The 19463-nt window shown below is 68.0% G+C and carries 14 protein-coding genes and 1 tRNA gene; 7 read left to right on the top strand and 8 right to left on the bottom strand.

What is annotated here, in order from left to right; translation table 11 throughout:
• The first annotated feature begins 422 nt into the window (after positions 1-422).
• Genes mobF through VNF71_04835 form a run of 3 tightly spaced genes read left to right on the top strand, consistent with a single transcriptional unit; the run spans position 423 to position 5110 of the window.
• A complete protein-coding gene (gene mobF / locus VNF71_04845; protein HVA73870.1) occupies positions 423-3422 on the top strand; it encodes a MobF family relaxase in 3000 nt (999 codons plus the stop codon).
• A gap of 3 nt (positions 3423-3425) precedes the next feature.
• The gene (locus VNF71_04840) at positions 3426-4829 is read left to right on the top strand and encodes a type IV secretory system conjugative DNA transfer family protein (protein HVA73869.1); all 1404 of its coding nucleotides are present in this window, start codon (positions 3426-3428) and stop codon (positions 4827-4829) included.
• A gap of 53 nt (positions 4830-4882) precedes the next feature.
• Positions 4883-5110 carry a helix-turn-helix domain-containing protein gene (locus tag VNF71_04835; GenBank protein HVA73868.1) on the top strand — a complete coding sequence of 76 codons (228 nt, stop codon included), beginning with the start codon at positions 4883-4885 and terminating at the stop codon, positions 5108-5110.
• Positions 5111-5174: 64 nt separating this feature from the next.
• Here VNF71_04835 and VNF71_04830 read toward each other — a convergent pair whose 3' ends face one another.
• Both VNF71_04830 and VNF71_04825 read right to left on the bottom strand, forming a co-directional pair.
• Positions 5175-5957 carry a site-specific integrase gene (locus VNF71_04830; protein HVA73867.1) on the bottom strand — a complete coding sequence of 261 codons (783 nt, stop codon included), beginning with the start codon at positions 5955-5957 and terminating at the stop codon, positions 5175-5177.
• A 539-nt stretch (positions 5958-6496) separates the two neighbouring features.
• A tRNA-Thr gene (locus VNF71_04825) sits at positions 6497-6569 on the bottom strand.
• 129 nt (positions 6570-6698) lie between these two features.
• On the opposite strand from VNF71_04825, the gene VNF71_04820 reads away from it, so the two are divergent.
• On the top strand, positions 6699-9017 hold the full coding sequence (locus VNF71_04820) for a xanthine dehydrogenase family protein molybdopterin-binding subunit (GenBank protein ID HVA73866.1): 2319 nt from the start codon (positions 6699-6701) through the stop codon (positions 9015-9017).
• 130 nt (positions 9018-9147) lie between these two features.
• Here VNF71_04820 and VNF71_04815 read toward each other — a convergent pair whose 3' ends face one another.
• Both VNF71_04815 and VNF71_04810 read right to left on the bottom strand, forming a co-directional pair.
• Complete coding sequence (locus tag VNF71_04815) at positions 9148-9366, bottom strand: hypothetical protein (protein HVA73865.1); 219 nt, start codon at positions 9364-9366, stop codon at positions 9148-9150.
• Positions 9367-9532: 166 nt separating this feature from the next.
• Complete coding sequence (locus VNF71_04810; protein ID HVA73864.1) at positions 9533-10633, bottom strand: MMPL family transporter; 1101 nt, start codon at positions 10631-10633, stop codon at positions 9533-9535.
• Positions 10634-10791: 158 nt separating this feature from the next.
• On the opposite strand from VNF71_04810, the gene VNF71_04805 reads away from it, so the two are divergent.
• Positions 10792-12063, top strand: coding sequence for a histidine kinase (locus VNF71_04805; protein ID HVA73863.1), 1272 nt, complete (start codon positions 10792-10794; stop codon positions 12061-12063).
• The gene (locus VNF71_04800; GenBank protein ID HVA73862.1) at positions 12060-12752 is read left to right on the top strand and encodes a response regulator transcription factor; all 693 of its coding nucleotides are present in this window, start codon (positions 12060-12062) and stop codon (positions 12750-12752) included. The genes VNF71_04805 and VNF71_04800 overlap by 4 nt, the downstream gene beginning before the upstream one ends.
• Here VNF71_04800 and VNF71_04795 read toward each other — a convergent pair.
• Genes VNF71_04795 through topA form a run of 3 tightly spaced genes read right to left on the bottom strand, consistent with a single transcriptional unit; the run spans position 12721 to position 17206 of the window.
• Positions 12721-13860, bottom strand: a complete 1140-nt coding sequence (locus tag VNF71_04795) for a hypothetical protein (GenBank protein HVA73861.1) — start codon at positions 13858-13860, stop codon at positions 12721-12723. The genes VNF71_04800 and VNF71_04795 overlap by 32 nt on opposite strands.
• On the bottom strand, positions 13853-14434 hold the full coding sequence (gene tmk, locus VNF71_04790; GenBank protein HVA73860.1) for a dTMP kinase: 582 nt from the start codon (positions 14432-14434) through the stop codon (positions 13853-13855). Before tmk ends, VNF71_04795 begins: the two co-directional genes overlap by 8 nt.
• A 30-nt stretch (positions 14435-14464) precedes the next feature.
• Positions 14465-17206 (bottom strand): type I DNA topoisomerase, encoded by a 2742-nt coding sequence (topA, locus tag VNF71_04785; GenBank protein ID HVA73859.1) that lies wholly within the window; start codon positions 17204-17206, stop codon positions 14465-14467.
• A 142-nt stretch (positions 17207-17348) separates the two neighbouring features.
• Here topA and VNF71_04780 point away from each other — a divergent pair, with 142 nt between their 5' ends.
• The gene (locus VNF71_04780) at positions 17349-18002 is read left to right on the top strand and encodes a DedA family protein (protein ID HVA73858.1); all 654 of its coding nucleotides are present in this window, start codon (positions 17349-17351) and stop codon (positions 18000-18002) included.
• A gap of 372 nt (positions 18003-18374) precedes the next feature.
• Here the strand turns inward: VNF71_04780 and VNF71_04775 are convergent.
• Positions 18375-19463 (bottom strand): sodium/proton-translocating pyrophosphatase (locus VNF71_04775; protein HVA73857.1); only part of this gene is annotated, 1089 nt, incomplete at its 5' end.

Below are 19463 nucleotides of genomic sequence, written 5' to 3'. Positions count from 1 at the left end.
CCCGGGTCGGCGACCGGGGTGACGGTGTCGGGGCTCATGGTCGTCCCGGCCGCCGACGCCGCCTGTGGTAACGCCAGGGCGGCGAGAATGCCGGCCACGGCCAGGAGCCCGGCACGGCGGCTGGTCGCCCTTGGGCGTGTGGCCGCAGGGAGGGGGTTCACCGCGGCCTCACGCCCCTACAACTACGCCGGGACGACCCTCCTTTCCTGCCGGGTGGGTGGGGGTGTTGCGCGGCGCGCAACACCGTTGCGGGGTGCGCAACCTGGGATTTTTCTTTGCGCAACGTTTTTGGCAACAGGTTCGGCAAGCGTTTCGGCAACACCCGGGGTTCACGATCACCCCATGACTGAAGCCCCGCAACACCTCGACAACCCGACCCGCCCAACGGCCACGGCCGCCGCCTCACTGAGGGGGTGGTCGTGATGCTGTCGATCGGACGACTCGGCCCCGACGCGGCGGGGTACTACTGCTCGCAGGTGGCGGCCGGCCGGGAGGACTACTACATCGGTGCCGGGGAGGCGCCGGGCACTTGGGTCGGCTCGGGGATCGCCAACCTCGGCCTCGGGGGCGTGGTGGGTGAGGACGAGTTCCGACGGGTCCTCGCCGGTTGCCACCCCCACACGGGCACACCGCTGGTCACGGTTTCCGACGGACGGTTGGCGGGTCTCGACCTGACGTTCTCGGCACCCAAGTCGGTGTCGCTGATCTGGGCGCTGCACCCCGACCCCCGGGTGAGGTCGGTGGTCGCCGACGCGCACGACCGGGCCATCGGGGATGCGATCAGGTTCTTGGAATCCGATGCTGTTCGTGCCCGGCGGGGTCACAACGGGATCGAACGCGTCAAGGTGGCGGGGTTGGTGGCGGCGGGGTTCGGGCACCGGACCTCCCGTGCGGGTGACCCGCAGTTGCACACCCATCTGGTCGCCTCGAACTTGGTGCAGGACAGCACAGGGCGGTGGTCGGCTCTGGACTCGCGCGCCATCTACCGTCACGCACGGACCGCCGGGTTCATCTACCAGGCCCGGCTTCGCGCCGAGCTGTCCGCTCATCTGGGTGTGGAATGGGGGCCGGTCCGCAACGGCCAAGCAGACCTCATCGGTGTCCCCAGGAATCTGATCGACGGGTTCTCCACCAGGCGCACCGAGATCCTCGAAGCGCTCGAGCGGCGCGGCCTGTCCTCCGCGAACGCGGCCCGGGTCGCAACCTTGGACACCCGCCCGGCCAAGGCCGCCGAGGAGCCGACCGGATTGTTCGAAGCCTGGCGGGCGCAGGCCGAGGCGGCCGGTGTCGACCTGGCCGGGGTCACCGGGCGCGTAACCGGCGTCGAGTGGCCGAAAGATGTGGTGGAGCGGTTGTGCTCGCCGGTCGGGTTGACCGCCCAGGCGTCTTCGTTCGACCGGCGGGACCTACTGCGGGCTCTCGCCGGCGAGCACCAGGGCGGGGCGACGCTCGAGCGTCTCGAGGCGCTGGCCGCCCAGGTGACCGACGCGGGAGCAACCGTGGAGTTGACCGCGACGGATGCGGACGTGTCGATGCGGCGCTGGACGACCGTCGACCTTCTCGCGACCGAGGGCGACCTGCTCGCCATCGCCGACCGGTCGGCCGACCGCGACGCCGGTGGCGCAAGGTCGGGGGCTGTGGAGCAGGCGATCGCGGAGCGACCGCAGTTGTCCGAAGAGCAGCGGCAACTGGTCCGAGGTGTCTGCGGCTCGCCTGCTGGTGTTGTGGTGGTCGTCGGCAAGGCCGGGGCCGGCAAGACGTTCGCGCTCGACGCGTGCCGCGCCGCGTGGGCCGCCGATCATGTGCCGGTGATCGGCGCCGCGCTGGCCGCCCGCGCGGCGGCGGAGCTGCAGGCCGGTTCTGGGATCCCGTCGGTGACGTTGGCCCGGCTGGTCGCGGACATCGACGACCCGCGGTCGCGCCCCGAACCGGGGTCGGTGATCGTCGTCGACGAGGCCGGGATGGTCGGCACCCGCGAACTGCATCGCCTCGCCGCATCCGCGGATAGATATGACTGGCGGCTGGTGTTGGTCGGTGACCCCCGCCAGTTGCCCGAGATCGACGCGGGCGGGGGGTTCGCCCACCTGGTGGGCCGGGTCCCGACTTGGCGGCTCGAGACCAACCGCCGCCAGGTCGAAGGCTGGGAGCGGGCCGCGCTCGACCGGTTGCGCGAACACCGGCCCTCCCCCGCGCTCGCCGCCTACCAGACCGCCGGGCGGGTCACCGTGACCGCGACCGCCGGCGAGCGGGTGGAGCGCATGGCCGCCGACTGGCATGAAGCGTCGGTGCGTGGGGTGGATGCGGTGATGCTCGCGACCCGGCGGACCGAGGTCGACGCGTTGAACAGCGCGGCGCAGGGGTTGCGGGTGTCCGCCGGTGAGCTCGACCCCGCCATCCGGGTTGAGGTGGCGGGCCGGCTGTTCATGGTCGGTGACCGTGTCATGTGCACACGTAACGACCGCAAGCACAGCCTGGTCAACGGGACCCGCCTAACCATCACCGACATACAACCCGGGCAGTCGATCATCGCCGCGGAGACGGACGGCTTGTGCCGGGAGATCCCGTGGGTGTACGTCGAGCAGGGGCATCTCACCCTCGGATACGCGACCACGGTTCACAAGGCGCAGGGCATGACGACAGATGAGGCGTTCCTGCTCGGCGACGACCGTCTCTTCGCCGAAGCCGGCTACGTCGGGCTCTCCAGGGGACGCCAGTCCAACCGGTTGTACGTCGTCGCTCAACCCGATCCCGGACGAGTTTTAGAGCCGCACGGTGAGATCGACCACATCGTTGCCGCACTCGGTGTCAGCAAAGCCCAAACCCTTTCCACGGTGAACATGGCTGGCGAGGGCGTCGAGCCTGTGCGTCCGCTGGGGGCGCTGGTAGCCGAGCGAGATCGGATCCTCGAAGCGGTTCTGGCCGACATGCCCCCCGACCCCACCGCCCGGCTGGAGAGTCTCGCCGAATCCCGGCGTGCCCTCGCGGAGCAGCCGGCCGATGTCCCGTGGCTATCCACCCAGTTGGCGGACCTCGAGCGCAAGGCGCGGCAGGCCGCTGTCGAACTGCGCGACCGCCACGACTGGGCGGCACGGCACCGCCACGACGGACAACAACTCGCCGCGATCACCGCCGCGATCGACCAGCGGTTGGCTGTGATCGCGCAGGCGGTCGACGCGGGCCCCGACCCGCACCTGGTCGGACTGCTCGGACCCCAACCCGACGACCGGGCCGCCCGCAGAGCCTGGGTGGAAGCCGCGACCCGGGTGGAGGCGTGGCGGGAGATCACCGGAAAGCCCGCCAACACGCTCCTCGACAACACAGCCGGGCGTGACCTGGGGGACGGGTGGTGGGCCCGCGCGCGCCACGCCCTCACACGCCAGGTGGAGAACCAGAACACCATCCGTCACGGACAGGGGATCTGAACCATGAACACCACCACCACGAACGTCATCGAAGCCGCCACCCACCCCGCCCTCACCACGGGTGCCGGTGGTGCTTACCCGCACCGCTGGACCTGGGCCGGGGTGCGACTCGGCTGGCAGGGCAACTACACCTGGCACGCCGGCCCCCAGCACGCCACCTTGGTCCTCGGGCCGCCGCGATCGGGCAAGACCACCGGGATCGTCGCCCCCGCCATCGCCCAAGCCCCCGGAGCCGTAGTCGCCACCAGCACCAAAGCCGACCTCGTCCACCTGACGCTCGCTTGGCGCCAACAGCGCGGGCGGTGCTGGTATTTCGACCCCTCCGGTACCACCACCCCACCACCAGGCACCACACCCGTGCGCTGGACGCCGCTCGCCGGATGCGAGACCTGGTCTGTCGCTGTCAACCGGGCCAGAGCCCTAGCGGCCACCACCGCCGCGCACGGCGAACAAACACACTGGGTCGAACGCGGCGAAGCCCTACTCGCCCCGCTGTTCCACGCGGCGGCGGTCATGGGCTTGGACATGGTCTGGGTCATCCGCTGGGTCCTGCAACGAGACCTCACCGAAGCGATGAGAGCACTCGCAAGAGCACGAGCAGACGAGCTCGCCGCCGCCACCCTCGCAGGGATCGCAGAAACCGACGAGCGCGAACGCTCCGGGATCCTCTCCACCGCAGCAAGGATCCTCGCCGCCTACAGAAGCCCCGAAGCACTCGCCACGACAGTTCAGGCGAACTTCGACCCCGAAGCCTTCGTGCACTCCGCCGACACCCTCTACCTGGTCGCACCCTCGCAGTATCAAACCCATCTCGCCCCGTTGGTGGTCTGCCTGCTCGACCAGATCCGCCACCACACCTACCAACGCCACCCGTCCTGGCCGCCGCTGCTGTTCGCATTGGACGAAGCGGCGAACATCGCACCCTTACCGGACCTGCCGTCCATCGTCGCCGAAGGCGCCGGCCAAGGTCTCGTCACACTCACCTGCCTGCAAGACCTCAACCAGGCCCGCGCCCGGTGGGGCACAGCCGCCGAAGGATTCCTCACCCTCCACGGCGCCAAGGTTGCCCTCGGTGGCATCGCCGACGTACTAACCCTGCGGGCGCTGTCGTATCTCGCCGGGAACATCGACATGCAATACACCACCAGAAGCGGCCGGCCGCTCAGCATCTTCGGAGACGAGATCTCCTGGTCCCAACACGTACAACAACGCCCACGCATACCCCCCGAGCAGATCAACGCGTTGCCGGCCGGGTGCGCCTACCTCGCGCACACCACCTGGGCGCCACGAATCATCACCCTCTACCCGCCCCGCCCCGCCCCGCCCAAACCGCTCGGAGCCGACTGGTGGAATTCGGTTGTCGAGGCGTTCAGGCAAATCATCCAACGGGCGACAAGCAACCGATGACGATCACGAGAGTTCGCTCATCGCTCAACCCGCTGTCGGAAGGGAGTCCGAGCATGACCAAACATGAACGCATCAGCAAGCCCCTCCTGAGCGTCGACGAGGTCGCAATCCTGCTCGGTACCAACCGATCCTCGATCTACCGCTCCATCGAGCGTGGTGATCTGCCCCTACCGGTCTTCAGGATCAATGGGCGTCTACGGATTGCGCGAGCGGCAGTGCAACGGCTTCTAGACGGCGAACCGCCTCCGGCCAGCGGAGCAGCACCGCAAGTCGCGAAGTGAGGCGAGCTGATGTCCCACCGCAAACCAGACTCAGAAGCATCGACCAGCCACCGCCGCTTCAGGCCTATGATCGGCGTCCCTTCGGCGGCTTCTCATCAGCCTGCCGGCCGAGCAGTTCTCCGACATGCTCTGCAGCGCGTCGATCCTCCTCGGGCACCCCACCGGTGTAGTGGCGAGCCATGTGGACTGTCGACCAGCCAAGCCTCGCCTGCTTCTGCGCCTCGCTTATGACGGCATCCAGCGCCGTCGCGTGAAAGTGACGAAGCGAATGCAGGTGCACATCCGACGGAACCCCGGCCTTCCTTCGAATGCGGCTCATCGCATGACTGAAGGAGTCCGGGTATGGGGGTGTCCGCCCGCCAGGTTCGAACGAGAACACAAATCCATCGCTGGGGAGTGTCTCACCGCACGACGAAGCCAGACGCTCCTGCTCGATCCGAAGCTCCCTGAGCCCGTCCAAGGTTCGAGTATCACACGCGACGCTGCGGATGCTCGCCCTTGTCTTGGGCCCTTTGACTACGGCGCCGCCCTTGCCCGCCACGATCGACTCATCGACGCGAATGGCCGAGCCGGGCTGATCCAGGTCAGACCATCTCAGCGCACAGGCCTCGCCCCGCCTGATCCCGGTCGCGGCAAGAAGCCGAAAGAACACCGCGACCCTGATCTCCTCGTTGTCGGATGCGGCTAGCAGCTTCCTTACTTCCGCGAGGGTGGGCGCACGAACGGGGGTACTTTGCTCATCGAGGGTCCAGCTGGGAAGCTCCGCATCCGAAATGGGATTCGGGAGGACATTGCCACTCCATCGACGTGCCAGTCGACACGCTCGGTGAAGGACAGCTCGGACCATTCGCACGCTGCCCTCCGATAATCCATCCCGCTTCAGTTGCCGGAAGAAGCTCTCGACTTCGTATGGACCAAGCGAGGCGATCCTTCGGCGGCCCACAGAAGACCGAATGTGGTTGTCCCAGACATCCTGGTATCTCCGAGCTGTCTTGGGCGACAGATCCTCCCAGCCATTCTCGCTCCAAGCCGTGATGGCATCGTTGACGGTGGTCGACAGTCCCCACGACTTCGGCTCCTCGCTCACGATTTGAGGTTCGACCTCCTGCTCGGCCACGAGGCGGGCCAGCTCTCGCTCGGCAGCGCGACGCGACCCGTGAAATCGGGAGTGCTTGTGGCGGATCCTGCCGTTCGAATCACGACCGAGGTACACGCGCAATTCCCATGTGTCGGGCTTACCCGCAACTTGTCGCAGACTGCCGGCCACGGCACTCCTCCCCCGCTGACCCAACCCGGTTGTTGGGTTTTCTGTTGGGTTTCCAGAAGATCCTACACGACGAAGCAGACGGAGGGGCAAGAAACCCTTTTGCCGAAAGGGTTTCGGAGAGCCCGAGAGGGGAATCGAACCCCTGACCTACGCATTACGAGTGCGTTGCTCTGCCGGCTGAGCTACTCGGGCGACCTCAAGACCTGCCGGGAGCAGGCTAGCAACCGACTATGAGGGCGGCCGGCGGAGAGCACCGGGAGCACAGAGTTTGGGTGCGGCTGTAGAGTCGCCACACCCAGCCACACCTACCAGGGGGAGAGCATGGCCGAATCAGGATCGATCCTCGGGAACTCCGTCGTTCGGTTGGAGGATCCGACGCTGCTGACGGGGGCGGGAAAGTACGTCGACGATCTCGAGGCCGGCGCCTCCTCGGCGCAAATTCATTTCGTGCGCTCGAACGTGGCTCACGGCGAGCTGCGTAGCGTCGACGTGAGCGAAGCCGAGGGCATGCCCGGGGTGATCGCGGTCTACCACGCCGGCGGGGACGACCTCGGGCTCCCGTCGTTCCAGGGGTTCCCGCTCATGCCCGAGACTTTCAACCGGCCTGTGTTCGCGAAGGACAGGGTGCGGTTCGTGGGTGACGTCGTAGCGGCGATCGTGGCGGACACGGCGGCTCACGCTGTCGACGCTGCCGAGGCCGTCGTGGTCGACATAGAGCCTCTGCGCGCCGTCGTATCGCAGCAGGACGCTCTTGCGGCAGACGCGCCGCTTCTCTTCCCGGAGAACGGGAGCAACGTGTGCTTCGCCACCAACTTCGGCGAGGAGGACCCGCTGGAGGGCGCCGACGTCGTCGCCGAGGTGGAGATGGTCAGCCAGCGCCTGGCTGGAGTCCCGATGGAGCCGAACGGTTGCCTGATGGTCCCGGGCGAGCCCGCCGGCGGCATCACCTGCTGGATCTCCCACCAGGCGCCGCACTCGGTTCAGCCGGTCATCGCCGGATTCCTCGGGCTCGATCCGAGCATCGTGCGGGTGGTGTGCCCATGGGTGGGTGGCGGCTTCGGACCGAAAGCCGCTGTTTACGTCGAGTACCTCGTGGCCGCCGCGGCCGCCATGCGCCTCGGCAAGCCGGTCAAGTGGATCGAGACCCGTTCGGAGGACATGGTCACCCTCGTCCACGGACGTGACTTCACGATGAACGCCAAGCTCGGCCTAAGTGGGGACGGCAAGATCGTCGGCCTCGACGCCAACGTCGTCGCTTCGGGCGGCGCGTACCCCGCCATCGGCGCCGTGCTACCGATGCTCACCCAAATGATGTCGGTCGGCGTCTACGACATCCCGAAGGTCAGGTTCAACGCGACCAGCGTGGTGACCAACACGACCCCCGTCGGCGCGTACCGCGGCGCGGGCCGGCCCGAGGCCACCCAGCTGATCGAGCGGGTGATCGACGTCGCCGCCGACCAGATGGGGATAGACCCGGCGGAGCTACGCCGGCGCAACTTCATCCCACCTGAGGCTTTCCCCGTAACGACGGTGACCGGGGGCGCGTACGACTCTGGCGAGTACGCCAAGGCGCTCGACGCGGCACTGGCGGCCTCCGGTTACGACGAGCTCCGTGCCGAACAGGAACGTCGACGGAAGAACGGCGACCGCCTGCAGCTTGGAATCGGTGTCTCGACGTACGTCGAGGTGACTGCGCCACTCGGATTGCACACCGAGTATGGCTCCGCTGAGATCAACGACGACGGCACCGCGACCATCTCCGCCGGTACCAGTGCTCACGGGCAGGGGCACCACACCGCCTTCGCGATGGTGGCGAGCGAAGTGCTTGGCATACCCATGGACAAGATCAGGTTCGTCAACTCCGACACGGCGGCGGTGCCGAGGGGGTCGGGAACGATGGGGTCCCGTTCGCTGCAGACGGCTGGCAATGCCATCTTCGCTTCGTCGAAGGAGGTGCTCTCGCGCGCCAAGCAGATCGCGGCCCACACGCTCGAGGCCAGCGCGGACGACATCGTGACCGGCGACGGAGGCCTCCACGTCGCAGGCGTGCCGGGCAGGACCGTCTCGTGGGCGGACCTCGCGGCGGCGTCCAAGGACGCTTCGAAGCTGCCCGAAGGTCTAGAGCCCGGGCCTCTGCGCCACGAGGGTGACTTCGACGGCGGAAACTCCACCTTCCCGTTCGGAGCGCACGTCTCGGTAGTCGAGGTCGACACCGAGACCGGCAAGGTGACCATGCTCAGGCACATCGCCGTCGACGACTGCGGCCGGATCCTCAACCCCCTTCTCGTGAAGGGCCAGCAGCATGGAGGAATAGCACAGGGCGCGGCCCAGGTGCTCTTCGAGTGGATGCAGTACGACGCCAACGGCAACCCGCTGACCTCGAACCTGATGGACTACCTGATGCCCGCGGCGAGCGAGTTGTGCAGCTTCGAGGTGTCGAACACCGAAACCGACAGCCCCCGCAACCCCTTGGGCGCGAAGGGAATCGGGGAATCGGGCACGATCGGGTCGACGCCCGCCGTGCACAACGCCGTGGTCGACGCCGTCTCGTATCTCGGCATCAAGCACATCGACATGCCGTGCACACCTGAGCGGGTGTGGCGGGCGATCCAGTCGGCACGCGCCGGCGTGGGGAGCTAATCGCGCGAGGTCGCTCAAAGATTCAATGGAGATACCCGCTGTCGGTCAACGGGTATCTCCATGATTGGTCAGGCGCCGGCAGAGTGCCCCTTCCGCCGACGCCCAACCCCCCCGCCCGCCGTGAGCCCCGTCAGGATGGGACGCGGGGCGACTGTGCAGTGATCTCCGCCCAGACCAGCGACGATGCCATGTCGTATGTCACGCCGAGGGTGCTCTTGACCGCTTCGATCGCGTCGGACAGGCCCTTGCCCGAATGCGACTCCTGCCAGGCGAGTTCGTACGGGGACGGGTAAGCCGTCTTCTCGCACACCTTGTCTTTGGCCGGTATGAACTTTGCTGGATCGAACACCGTGACCTCCTTCCCCGAACCTCCCGCCGGGGTGTGGTGTCACTGACATATTCGGCGCTTGGACCAATAGTCCCCGCAACGCTTCATCAACCCTGCCCCAAACCGGACAGACACGCGGGGAGCAACCGTCCTAATCCGGACCAACTGGCGGAGAGCGAAGGAGCAGTCACTTCTCCCTAGCTTCGCCGGCGCCTACCAGGACGTGGTCCCGGCCGGGGATCGCCATGTCGGGGGTAGGCGGGGACTTGATGAACAGTGCCCGCGCCATCCAAGGCGGGAGGTACCAGTTCCAGTCCCCCAGTACACCGACGAGAGCCGGCACGAGGAGCGATCTCACCACGACCGCGTCGAGCAGGATGCCGGCGCCGAGACCCGTGGCCATGACCTTGAGGTCCGTCATGCCCGCGGTGGACATCGAAAGGAAGCCGAGGAACAGGATGAGCGCCGCACTCGTCACCAGCCGACCTGTCCGCCCTATGCCTGTCACGACCGCTCCATCGGTGGATCCCGTACGGTCATACTCCTCGCGGATGCGGTCGAGGATGAACACCTCGTAGTCCATCGACAGACCGAAAAGGAACGCGAACACCATGATCGGCACCCACACCGTGATGGACCCCGTGGCGGGGATGGACCACAGCGCCTGGCTTCCATGGCCTTCCTGCCAGACGACCACCATGATCCCGTAAGCGGCCGCAACCGAGAGCACGTTGAACAGCACAGCTTTCGCGGCGAGGACCACGGAACGGAAGGCTCTCGTAAGAAGGAGGAGCGTTGCCAGGCCGATCAGGGTCAGCATGAGAGGGAACGACCCGTAGACAGCGTGGACGAAATCAACTTGGCCCGGACCCGACCCGCCGACACCTTCGACACCCGTCAGGTGCGAAGCGACGGACCGGACCACAGCGATCGTCGAACCGCCCGAGGCGCTGCTCGGCTCCGCCGACGCGAGAACCTCGACGAGTGTGGTCCCTGCGCGGTGGAAAGACGGAGCGTCGGAGACCGCTGCCGTGTAGACGCCGGGGACCTTCGCGAGGCGTGCGGCGACGGACTGCGCGCTGGTGTCGGAGACCAGCACCTCCATCGGTTCGATGATCCCTGACGGCACGCCACCCGACTGCAGTGTCGTGAGCGCTGCATGCGCTTCACCGCTTTGTGCGAGCGCTGAGGTCTTCGGCTCGCCGAGGTTGAGAGCGAAGACAGGCAGGATGAGCGCCACGAGGATCGCCCCGCCGATCACGGCGAACGCGTTGCGGTTGCGTAGCACCAGGCGCGTCCAAGCAGACCACGGGCGGCTGGCCCAGGAGTCGGTTCTTCGCCTCCAACCTGGAGAGGATCGGAGCGGCCGCGTACTACCAGCGCTGTACAGCAGGGGACTACCTGGGGGCGATGATGCCGCGGGGTAGGAGGGTTAGCCTTCAGCCCATGGCGTGGGCCGAGCGCTGGACACGGGCATGGGCGTTCGACGTGCTGGCGGCGATCGCGGTCACGCTGATCGCGGCAGCGGGTTCGGTCGCCGAGTCCCGTCCGAGGGTCCATGTGACGAGCGCGGAGCTGCGCTTCATCGACGCCCACCAGCCGAACTTCGCGTACGCGCTCGTGGTGCTCGCGGGCTTGGCGTTGATCTGGCGCCGGGTGAGGCCGGTGCCCACGCTCGCTGTGACGGTCGGTCTGGTGACGGCCTACGCCGCAGCGGGTTACGTGCCGGGGGCCGCCCTGCTCGAGGTTTACGTGGCCTTGTACACGGTTGCGACTGTCGAATCGCGCTCGACGGCTTTCACGGGCGGAGCGGTAGCGGCTGCCATGATCTTCGTCGCAACCGGGTTGGGCGGCCCGTTCGGATGGCTCGGAGGAACCAACTCCGTGATGGTCGTGTGCGTGGTGGCGTCCATAGCCGTGGGCATAGCCGTCAACGCCCGCCGGCAGGTGTTCGTGGCCATGAAGGAGCGGGCGGAGAGGGCCGAACGTGATCGCGAAGAAGAGGCTCGTCGGCGGGTCGACGCCGAGCGGATGCGTATAGCGCGCGAGCTCCACGACGTGGTCGCCCACACCATGTCGATGATCAACATCCAGGCCGGTGTCGCAGCCCATGTACTCGACGACAAGCCCGGCCAGGCAGCAGAAGCTCTCGCGGCCATCAAGGACGCGAGCCGCGAGGGACTGCGCGAGCTCCGGGCGATCCTGAACGTGCTCCGCCAAGCCGATTTCGGCGACGGCACCGCTCCGGCCCCGCGCCTCGGGCAGCTACCGGCCCTGGTGGACGCCACCACGCAGGCGGGGGTGGCAACCACCCTGAGGCTCGATGGCGATCCGCCGGGAGGTCTTCCGGAGGGACTCGAGCTCGCCGCCTATCGAATCGTGCAGGAGTCCCTTACCAACGTGTTGCGCCATGCTGGGCCGGGGGCCAGCGCCTCGGTGACGGTTTCCTTCCAACCCGGCAGGTTGATCCTCGAAGTCGACGACGACGGTCAGCGGGTCCTTGTCGGCCCAGGCGGGGCTGGCATCGCGGCAGCGCCCGTCGACATGCCCGCGGCAACTGCCGGCACGGGCGCCGGCGCCGGGATCGCCGGGATGCGCGAGCGCGCGGGCGCGTTCGGGGGAACACTCGAAGCCGGCCCGCGCCCAGACGGCGGTTGGCGGGTGAGGGCCGTTCTGGAGGTCCCGGCGGCGGTGGCCGTCCCGGGGGAGCACGCGTGATCAGGGTCCTGCTGGCCGACGACCAGGCGTTGGTACGCGCCGGGTTCAAGGTACTCATCGGATCCGATCCCGATCTCGACGTTGTCGGCGAAGCCGGCGACGGTCGCGAGGCTTACGAGGCGGCACGTCGGCTCAGCCCGGACCTCGTCCTGATGGACATTCGCATGCCCCAGGTTGACGGGCTCGAAGCGACGCGGCTCATCTGCTGCGACCCGGGCCTCGCATCGACTCGTGTCGTAATACTTACGACCTTCGAGACGGACGACTACGTCTTCCAAGCGTTGCGGGCCGGGGCGAGCGGGTTCCTGCTCAAGGACACGGACCCGGCCGACCTCCTCGCCGGCATCCGTGTGGTCGCCGGCGGAGACGCGCTGCTTGCCCCCAGCGTCACCCGGCGACTGATCGAGGAGGTTCTCAACACTCCCGGCGTCGACGGCGGACGGCCGGCCGGTTCGGCCGCCGTCGATCTCGAACGGCTCACGGAGCGCGAGCGCGAGGTGCTGGTCCTCGTGGCGACCGGGCTCTCGAACGAGGAGATCGCCAAGGCGCTGTACATGAGCCCGCTGACCGCCAAGACGCACGTGAGCCGGATCCTCAGCAAGCTCGGAGCGCGCGATCGCGCACAGCTGGTGGTGATCGCCTACGAGACCGGTGTCGTCAACCCCGGAGGGCGATCCGCCCGAGCTTGACGAGCAGAGCCTGCAGCGCGAGCAACTCGCCCGGGTTGTACTGCAGATCGCTGGACAGCCGATCGACGAGTGTGACGGAGTCGAGTGTTTTGGAGATCCCGGTGGGCCCTCGATGCGGATCGGCTGGGTTGGAGCCTCCGATGCGGTCCCGGTACGCGGCGGCGAGGGACGCCAGCCCGGCGCGCAGCTCGTCCGTGCGCTGCCGGCGGACCTCGCGGCGTTGACGCTCCTCGAGCTCCTTGACACCGGCGGAGAGGGTCGCCTTGGCTGCCCGGCCCTTCGACTTCCCGCCGCCCGAAACTTCCGCAGCGCGCGCGTTGCGTTCCTCGAGCGCTGCCCGCTCGGTCGCGTGGCGAGCCGACAGAGGTGCGACACTCGAGTCGAGCAAGGCCATGAGCTCGTCGGCGATCGCGGCGGCTGTAGCCCCGGTTCCGTCCAGGCGCGAAGGCACTGCCCGCCAGGCTTCTCGTCGATCCTCGAACATCTCGTCGGCCGCGAGCAGGCGGGCGCGGTCGAGCCGGCCACCGGACGCTTGAGCGAGGTGTGACGCGCGAAGCGGGTCCGCCCCTTCGCTCTCCAGCTGCTCCGCGATGCGAACTTCACTCAGCGCGGCGAACTCGATCCGTACGCAACGACTGGCGATCGTCACCAGTTCGGGCGGGAGGTGCTCGGCGAGAATGACGAAGAAACTCGTTGGCGGCGGCTCTTCGATCGTCTTCAGCAAGGCTGGCCCCGACTCTTTGACCAGGTGGAAGTCGTGGAGGATGATGACCTTGCGCTCCCCCTCCACCGGACTGGTGGCCGCGATGCGTGTGACCTCGCGGGCGGCGTCGATGCTGATGGATGCTCCCTCTCGTTCCACTTGGACGACATCGGGATGGAGGCCACTGAGGATCCTGCGGCAGGAGTCGCACGTGCCGTCGGGCGGATCGTTGGGGCAGAGCAGCGCCGCCGCGAAACCGACAGCGGCGGCGGCCTTTCCGGTCCCGGCCGGGCCCACGAACAGGTACGCGTGTACCGGGCGGGCAACAGCTGCGTTCAGGGTCGCGATCGCGCGTTCCTGGCCGACGACCCGATCGAACAAGGCTGATCCGGTCGCGCTAACCACCGCAGACCGCCTTCCACACCTTCTCGGCAACCTCGTCGATGCTGCCTGCTGCGTCGACCACCCTCCAACGGCCCGGGTCCGCGACCGCCTGCGCTGCAAATCCGTCCGCCACACGCGACGCGAAGTCTTTCCCCTGTCCCTCTATGCGGTCGGCAGCCCCGCGGTCCACTCTTCGTGACTCCGCGACGGCCCCGTCCAGCTGGAGCAGCACGGTCAGGTCGGGCTCAACGCCCGCCTCTGCCCACGCCGAGAGGCGCTGCAGCTCGGTCGGGTCCAGCCCCCGGCCGTATCCCTGGTATGCGACGGTGCTCCCGGAGAAACGGTCGCAGACCACGTCACGCCCCGCCGAGAGAGCAGGTTCGATCACGTCGGCGACGTGCTGGGCGCGAGCGGCGAGCATGAGCATCACCTCGGCTCGGTCGTTGACGGCGGGAGACGCCTCGTCGAGCAACAGGGCGCGGACCCGCTCGCCGAGCGGCGTCCCACCGGGCTCTCTCGTGAGGAGTGCGCCGAGGCGATCCGCGAGCAGCGACGCCTGGGTGGACTTCCCGGTCGCGTCCGCGCCCTCGAACACGATGAACCGTCCCCGAGGTGGGCGGCTCAGCTACCCGCTCCGCTTCCTCGAGGCCGCCTTCTTGGTGGTGGCCTTCTTGGTGGTCGCCGTCTTCGCACCGGCCTTCTTGGTGGTCGCCGTCTTCGCAGCTGCCTTCCTGGTAGCGGCTTTCTTGGTACCCCGGGCACGGCCCGGCCTCGGCGGCGCGTCACGCCGTTCCGCCAGCAGCTCGACCGCGCGCTCGGGGGTGATGGCTTCGACCGTGTCACCCTTTCGCAGCGACGCGTTGGTGGTCCCGTCGGTCACGTAAGGCCCGAAGCGCCCTTCCTTCAACACGATCGCGCCTCCGCTCACCGGATCCGTTCCCATCTCACGCAAGGGTGGCGCGGCGGCACCCCTGCCGCGCCGCTGCTTCGGTTGCGCGAACACGGCGAGCGCCTCTTCCAGCGTGACGGCCAGAAGCTGGTCCTCGGATTCGAGGGACCTCGTGTCGCTTCCCTTCTTGAGATAGGGACCGTAGCGGCCGTTGCTCGCGACGATCTCTTCGCCATCCGCCGGGTCGACCCCGACGGTTCGCGGCAGGGTCAACAGCCGCAGCGCGTCGTCCAGCGTGACGGTCGCGGGGTCCATGCTTCGGAACAAAGACGCCGTTCTGGGCTTGCTCCCGTCACCGTCCCTGCTCTCACCGACCTGCACGTACGGCCCGAAACGACCGGCCTTCACTACCACCGGCAAGCCCGATTCCGGATCCTCCCCTACGACCCTGTCCGACGATCCGGCCTCGAGCAGCTCGACCGCGCGCTCCACTGTCAGCTCGTCGGGTGCGAGATCGTCAGGAAGGGACGCCCGCTCTTCCTCGCCCCGCTGCACGTACGGCCCGTATCGACCCACCCTGACCACGATCCCCGACTCCGCCCCTCCGATCGGGATCGAGTTCACCTCGCGGGCATCGATCTCTCCGAGATTGTGCGACACGAGCTCCTTGAGGCCGAGCTGTCCATTCCCGAAGTAGAAGCGCGTGAGCCATGGCACCGACTCTTCATCACCGCGCGCTATCTCGTCTAGGTCGTCTTCCATCGACGCCGTGAACCCGTAGTCGACCAGTTTCGCGAAGTGCCGCTCCAGCAGCCCGACGACAGCGAAGGCAATCCACGAAGGCACCAACGCGGAGCCCTTCTTCCACACGTACCCACGGCCCTGGATCGTGTCGAGAATGCTCGCGTAGGTGGAGGGACGGCCCACCCCCATCTCTTCCATCGCCTTCACGAGCGACGCCTCGGTGTAGCGCGCGGGAGGCTGCGTGGTGTGCCCTTCCGCGTCGAGCGACACGACCGAGAGCCGGTCACCGACCGACAGCGGCGGAAGCCTGACTTCACGGTCCTCCAGCTCCGCGTCCGGGTCGTCCGCCCCTTCCACGTAGGCACGCAGGAAGCCGGGGAACGTGATGACGCGCCCGCTTGCCGCGAACTCGGCGTCGATCGGGCCGGCCGGCAGGGAGCCGCTGCCGGCCCCTTGTGACGACGTCGCCCCCAACCGCGCCGAGACGCTCTGGCCTACCGCGTCCGCCATCTGCGACGCAACGGTCCGCATCCAGATCAACTCGTACAGGCGCAGCTGGTCGCCGCGGAGGCCGGTCTGCTCCGGGGTCCTCCAGCGGTCGCCGGCGGGGCGGATCGCCTCGTGCGCCTCCTGCGCGTTCTTGACCTTCTTGTTGTAACGGCGGGGCTGTGCCGGCACGTACTCGTCACCGAAGAGTGATTTGGCCTGCGCGCGAGCCGCCTGCAGGGCCTCAGCGGACAAGGTGGTCGAGTCGGTTCGCATGTAGGTGATGTGACCGGACTCGTACAGGTCCTGCGCCACGCGCATCGTCCTCGCTGCGGAAAAGCGAAGCTTGCGGCCGGCCTCCTGCTGCAACGTGGAGGTCATGAACGGCGGGTGGGGGCTTCGCCTCCAGGGCTTCTCCTCGACAGAGCGCACGGTGAACTGCGCGTCGGCGAGGCGGCCGGCGAGGTCGCGCGCCGATTGTTCGTCGAGGCGGACGGCGTCGTCGCGGGTGACCCTGCCGTCCTCGCCGAAGTCCCTGCCGGTGACGAGCCGGCGGCCGTCGAGGGTCGCGAGGCCCGCAGGGAATGGCGTGTTGTCGGAGGCTCCGTCCTGGCCGGAGAAGACTCCGCTGAGGTCCCAGTAGTCGGCTGCAGTGAATCGCATGCGCGCCCGCTCGCGCTCGACGATCAGGCGGGTCGCGACCGACTGCACCCGCCCTGCGGAGAGGGCCGGCCCGACCTTCTTCCAGAGGACGGGGCTGACCTCGTAGCCGTAGAGGCGGTCGAGAATGCGCCTCGTCTCCTGCGCGTCGACGAGGCGCCGGTCGAGCTCGCGCCACTCCCGGACGGAGCGCTCGATGGCCGCTCGAGTGATCTCGTGGAAAACCATCCGCTTCACCGGGACGCGCGGCGCCAGCACCTCGAGGAGATGCCAGGCGATCGACTCGCCCTCGCGGTCCTCATCGGTCGCGAGGTAGAGCTCGCTGGCGTCCTTCAACACGGACTTGAGCTTCCTGACCTGGTCCTTCTTGTCGCGGGAAACGACATAAAGAGGCTTGAAGTCGTTGTCGACGTCTACCCCCAGCCGGGCCCACGGCTCGCCCTTGAACGCCGGCGGCACGTCCGCGGCGTTGCGCGGGAGATCGCGTATGTGCCCGATGGAAGACTCGACGTGGTAGTCGGAGCCGAGGAAGCCCGCGATCGTCTTGGCCTTGGCCGGCGACTCGACGATGACTAGCGGTTTTGGCATGGTCGCAATGAGGGTGGCATATAGAAAGACAGGGCGGACCGCGTGGCCGCCGCTCGGCGGACAAGGTACAGCGAGACGCGGGCGATGGTGATTTCAAGGCCCGAGGGGGCATCGGGCCCCCTACCCGGTAGCCTCGTCGGTCGTGGGTGCGTCGACAATCCTCAACTGGTTCGGCACTGCGCTGCCGTTCGGTGTGCTGCTGGTGCTTTTCGCCGAGACCGGAATCCTCCTCGGCATAGTCCTGCCCGGCGACACCCTGCTAATCACGGCCGGGCTCTGGGCGGCCGATACCCACGGCCACCACCCCCACCCGAACATCGTGCTGCTGGTCGTCTGCGCGGCCGTAGGAGCACTCGCCGGTGCGCAGCTGGGATACGTGCTGGGGCGGCGGGTCGGAGCGCCTCTGTTCGCCCGGCCCGATTCCAGGCTGTTCAAGCGCCACTACGTGGAGCGGGCCGAGGACATCTTCGAACGTTACGGCGAGGGCAAGGCGGTCGTACTGGCGCGGTTCGTCCCGGGCGTGCGCACCTTGATGAACCCGCTGGCAGGGATCCTCGAGATGCCGGCGCGCCGGTTCACCTTCTGGCAGGTCACCGGCGGCCTGGTCTGGACCGTCGGGGTCACGCTGGCCGCCTACGGCGTCGGCCAGTCGGTCCACAACCTCGACCACTACCTCATCCCGATCGCCGTGGCGGTTGCGGTCATCTCGGTCATCCCCGTGGTAATCGAGCTCCGCCGCTCCTCACGCACGCGTGCCGGCGCGCCCGCCCAGCCCGCCGAGACCGAAAGCGTCTAGCCGGCGCCCGCCCGGCCCCAGGGCGGGCACAACGTCGCGGTACGGCCACGGGGGAACCGTGTCCAGTCGTGACGCTTGGACTGGACCGTAAGGGGACGGAGAACACCACTGTGTCCTGAGGCCGGCCCAACGCTGTCCAGTCCTGACGCTTGGACTGCACCGTAAGGGGACGGAGAACACCGTGGGTGTGCGTGGGGGGCGGCGCAACCTTGTCCACTTGCGGAGCGGCCACCCAGGAGCCCCCGGCCACGCACCGGGCGGATGGCGCAAGGCGGATCGCGCAGGGCGCGCGCAAGGCGGGCCGCCACAGCGAAGCGGCCGGTCTGCCTACGTGACCGGCCGCTTCGTTTGTGATCGGTCCGCCGTGAAGCGCTAGACCGAGACGGTCTCCGCGGCGGACGGCTCGGACGGGGAGGCGTCGATGGCAGCGGACTTGCGCTTGGAGAACGCCACGCCGGCGAGAATGACGGCGCCGGCGAGGACCGAGATGATCACCCGTGCCGCCAGGTTGTTCTGCAGGCTGATGATGGCGGGGAGGATCAGGAGGCTGACGAGGTTCATGACCTTGATCAGCGGGTTGATGGCCGGGCCGGCGGTGTCCTTGAACGGGTCGCCGACGGTGTCGCCGATCACGGCGGCCTTGTGGGATTCGGACCCCTTGCCGCCTTCATGACCGTCCTCGATGTACTTCTTGGCGTTGTCCCAGGCCCCGCCCGAGTTGTTGAGGAAGTTGGCCATCAGCTGGCCGGTCAGGATGGTCCCGGCCAGGAACGCCCCGAGGGCCTGGTAGCCGATGGCGAACCCGACCACGACCGGGGACAGGATGGCGAGCAGCGCCGGGGTGGCCAGCTCCCGCTGAGCCGCGGCGGTGCAGATGTCGATCACCCGGCCGTACTCGGGGCGTTCGGTGCGATCCATGATCCCGGGGTGCTCGCGAAACTGACGGCGCACCTCCTGCACCACCGTCCCCGCGGATCGTCCCACGGCGCGAATGGCGAGGGCGGAGAAGAGGAAGGCGATGGAGCCGCCGATCAGCAACCCGATGAACGTCTTGGGATTGGCCACATTGATGATCGTCTGCGACACGCTGGTGAAGAGCGCGTTCCCGGTGGTGGCCACCCCGGGCGGCAGCTTGACATTCTCGGCGATGGTCTGGATGTAGCTGGCGAACAGGGCTACCGCGGCGATGACGGCCGAGCCGATGGCAAAGCCCTTGGTCACCGCCTTGGTGGTGTTGCCGACGGCGTCCAGGCTGACCATCACCCGCTCGGCCTCGCCGTGGAACTCGCCGCTCATCTCGGCGATGCCGGCCGCGTTGTCGGAGACCGGGCCGAAGGTGTCCTCCGACACCACGATCCCGGCGTTGGACAACAGGCCGAGGCCGGTGAGGGACACCAGGTACAGCTCGAGCTGGATATTGCCCTGGCCGAGACCGATGGCCACCACGATGGCGATGACGAT

The sequence above is a fragment of the Acidimicrobiales bacterium genome (assembly GCA_035533095.1).
Classification (GTDB): Bacteria; Actinomycetota; Acidimicrobiia; order Acidimicrobiales; family Palsa-688; genus DATLUM01.
Note: the sequence above shows the minus strand (reverse complement) of the source record. Positions and strands in the feature narration are given on the sequence as shown.

Bases quoted from the DNA above. Each gene is read 5' to 3' on its own strand.
- VNF71_04805 (HVA73863.1), top strand. From the start codon at position 10,792: ATGGCGTGGGCCGAGCGCTGGACACGGGCATGGGCGTTCGACGTGCTG.
- VNF71_04830 (HVA73867.1), bottom strand. From the start codon at position 5,957: ATGGTCCGAGCTGTCCTTCACCGAGCGTGTCGACTGGCACGTCGATGG.
- VNF71_04840 (HVA73869.1), top strand. From the start codon at position 3,426: ATGAACACCACCACCACGAACGTCATCGAAGCCGCCACCCACCCCGCC.
- topA (HVA73859.1), bottom strand. From the start codon at position 17,206: ATGCCAAAACCGCTAGTCATCGTCGAGTCGCCGGCCAAGGCCAAGACG.
- VNF71_04835 (HVA73868.1), top strand. From the start codon at position 4,883: ATGACCAAACATGAACGCATCAGCAAGCCCCTCCTGAGCGTCGACGAG.
- mobF (HVA73870.1), top strand. From the start codon at position 423: ATGCTGTCGATCGGACGACTCGGCCCCGACGCGGCGGGGTACTACTGC.
- VNF71_04820 (HVA73866.1), top strand. From the start codon at position 6,699: ATGGCCGAATCAGGATCGATCCTCGGGAACTCCGTCGTTCGGTTGGAG.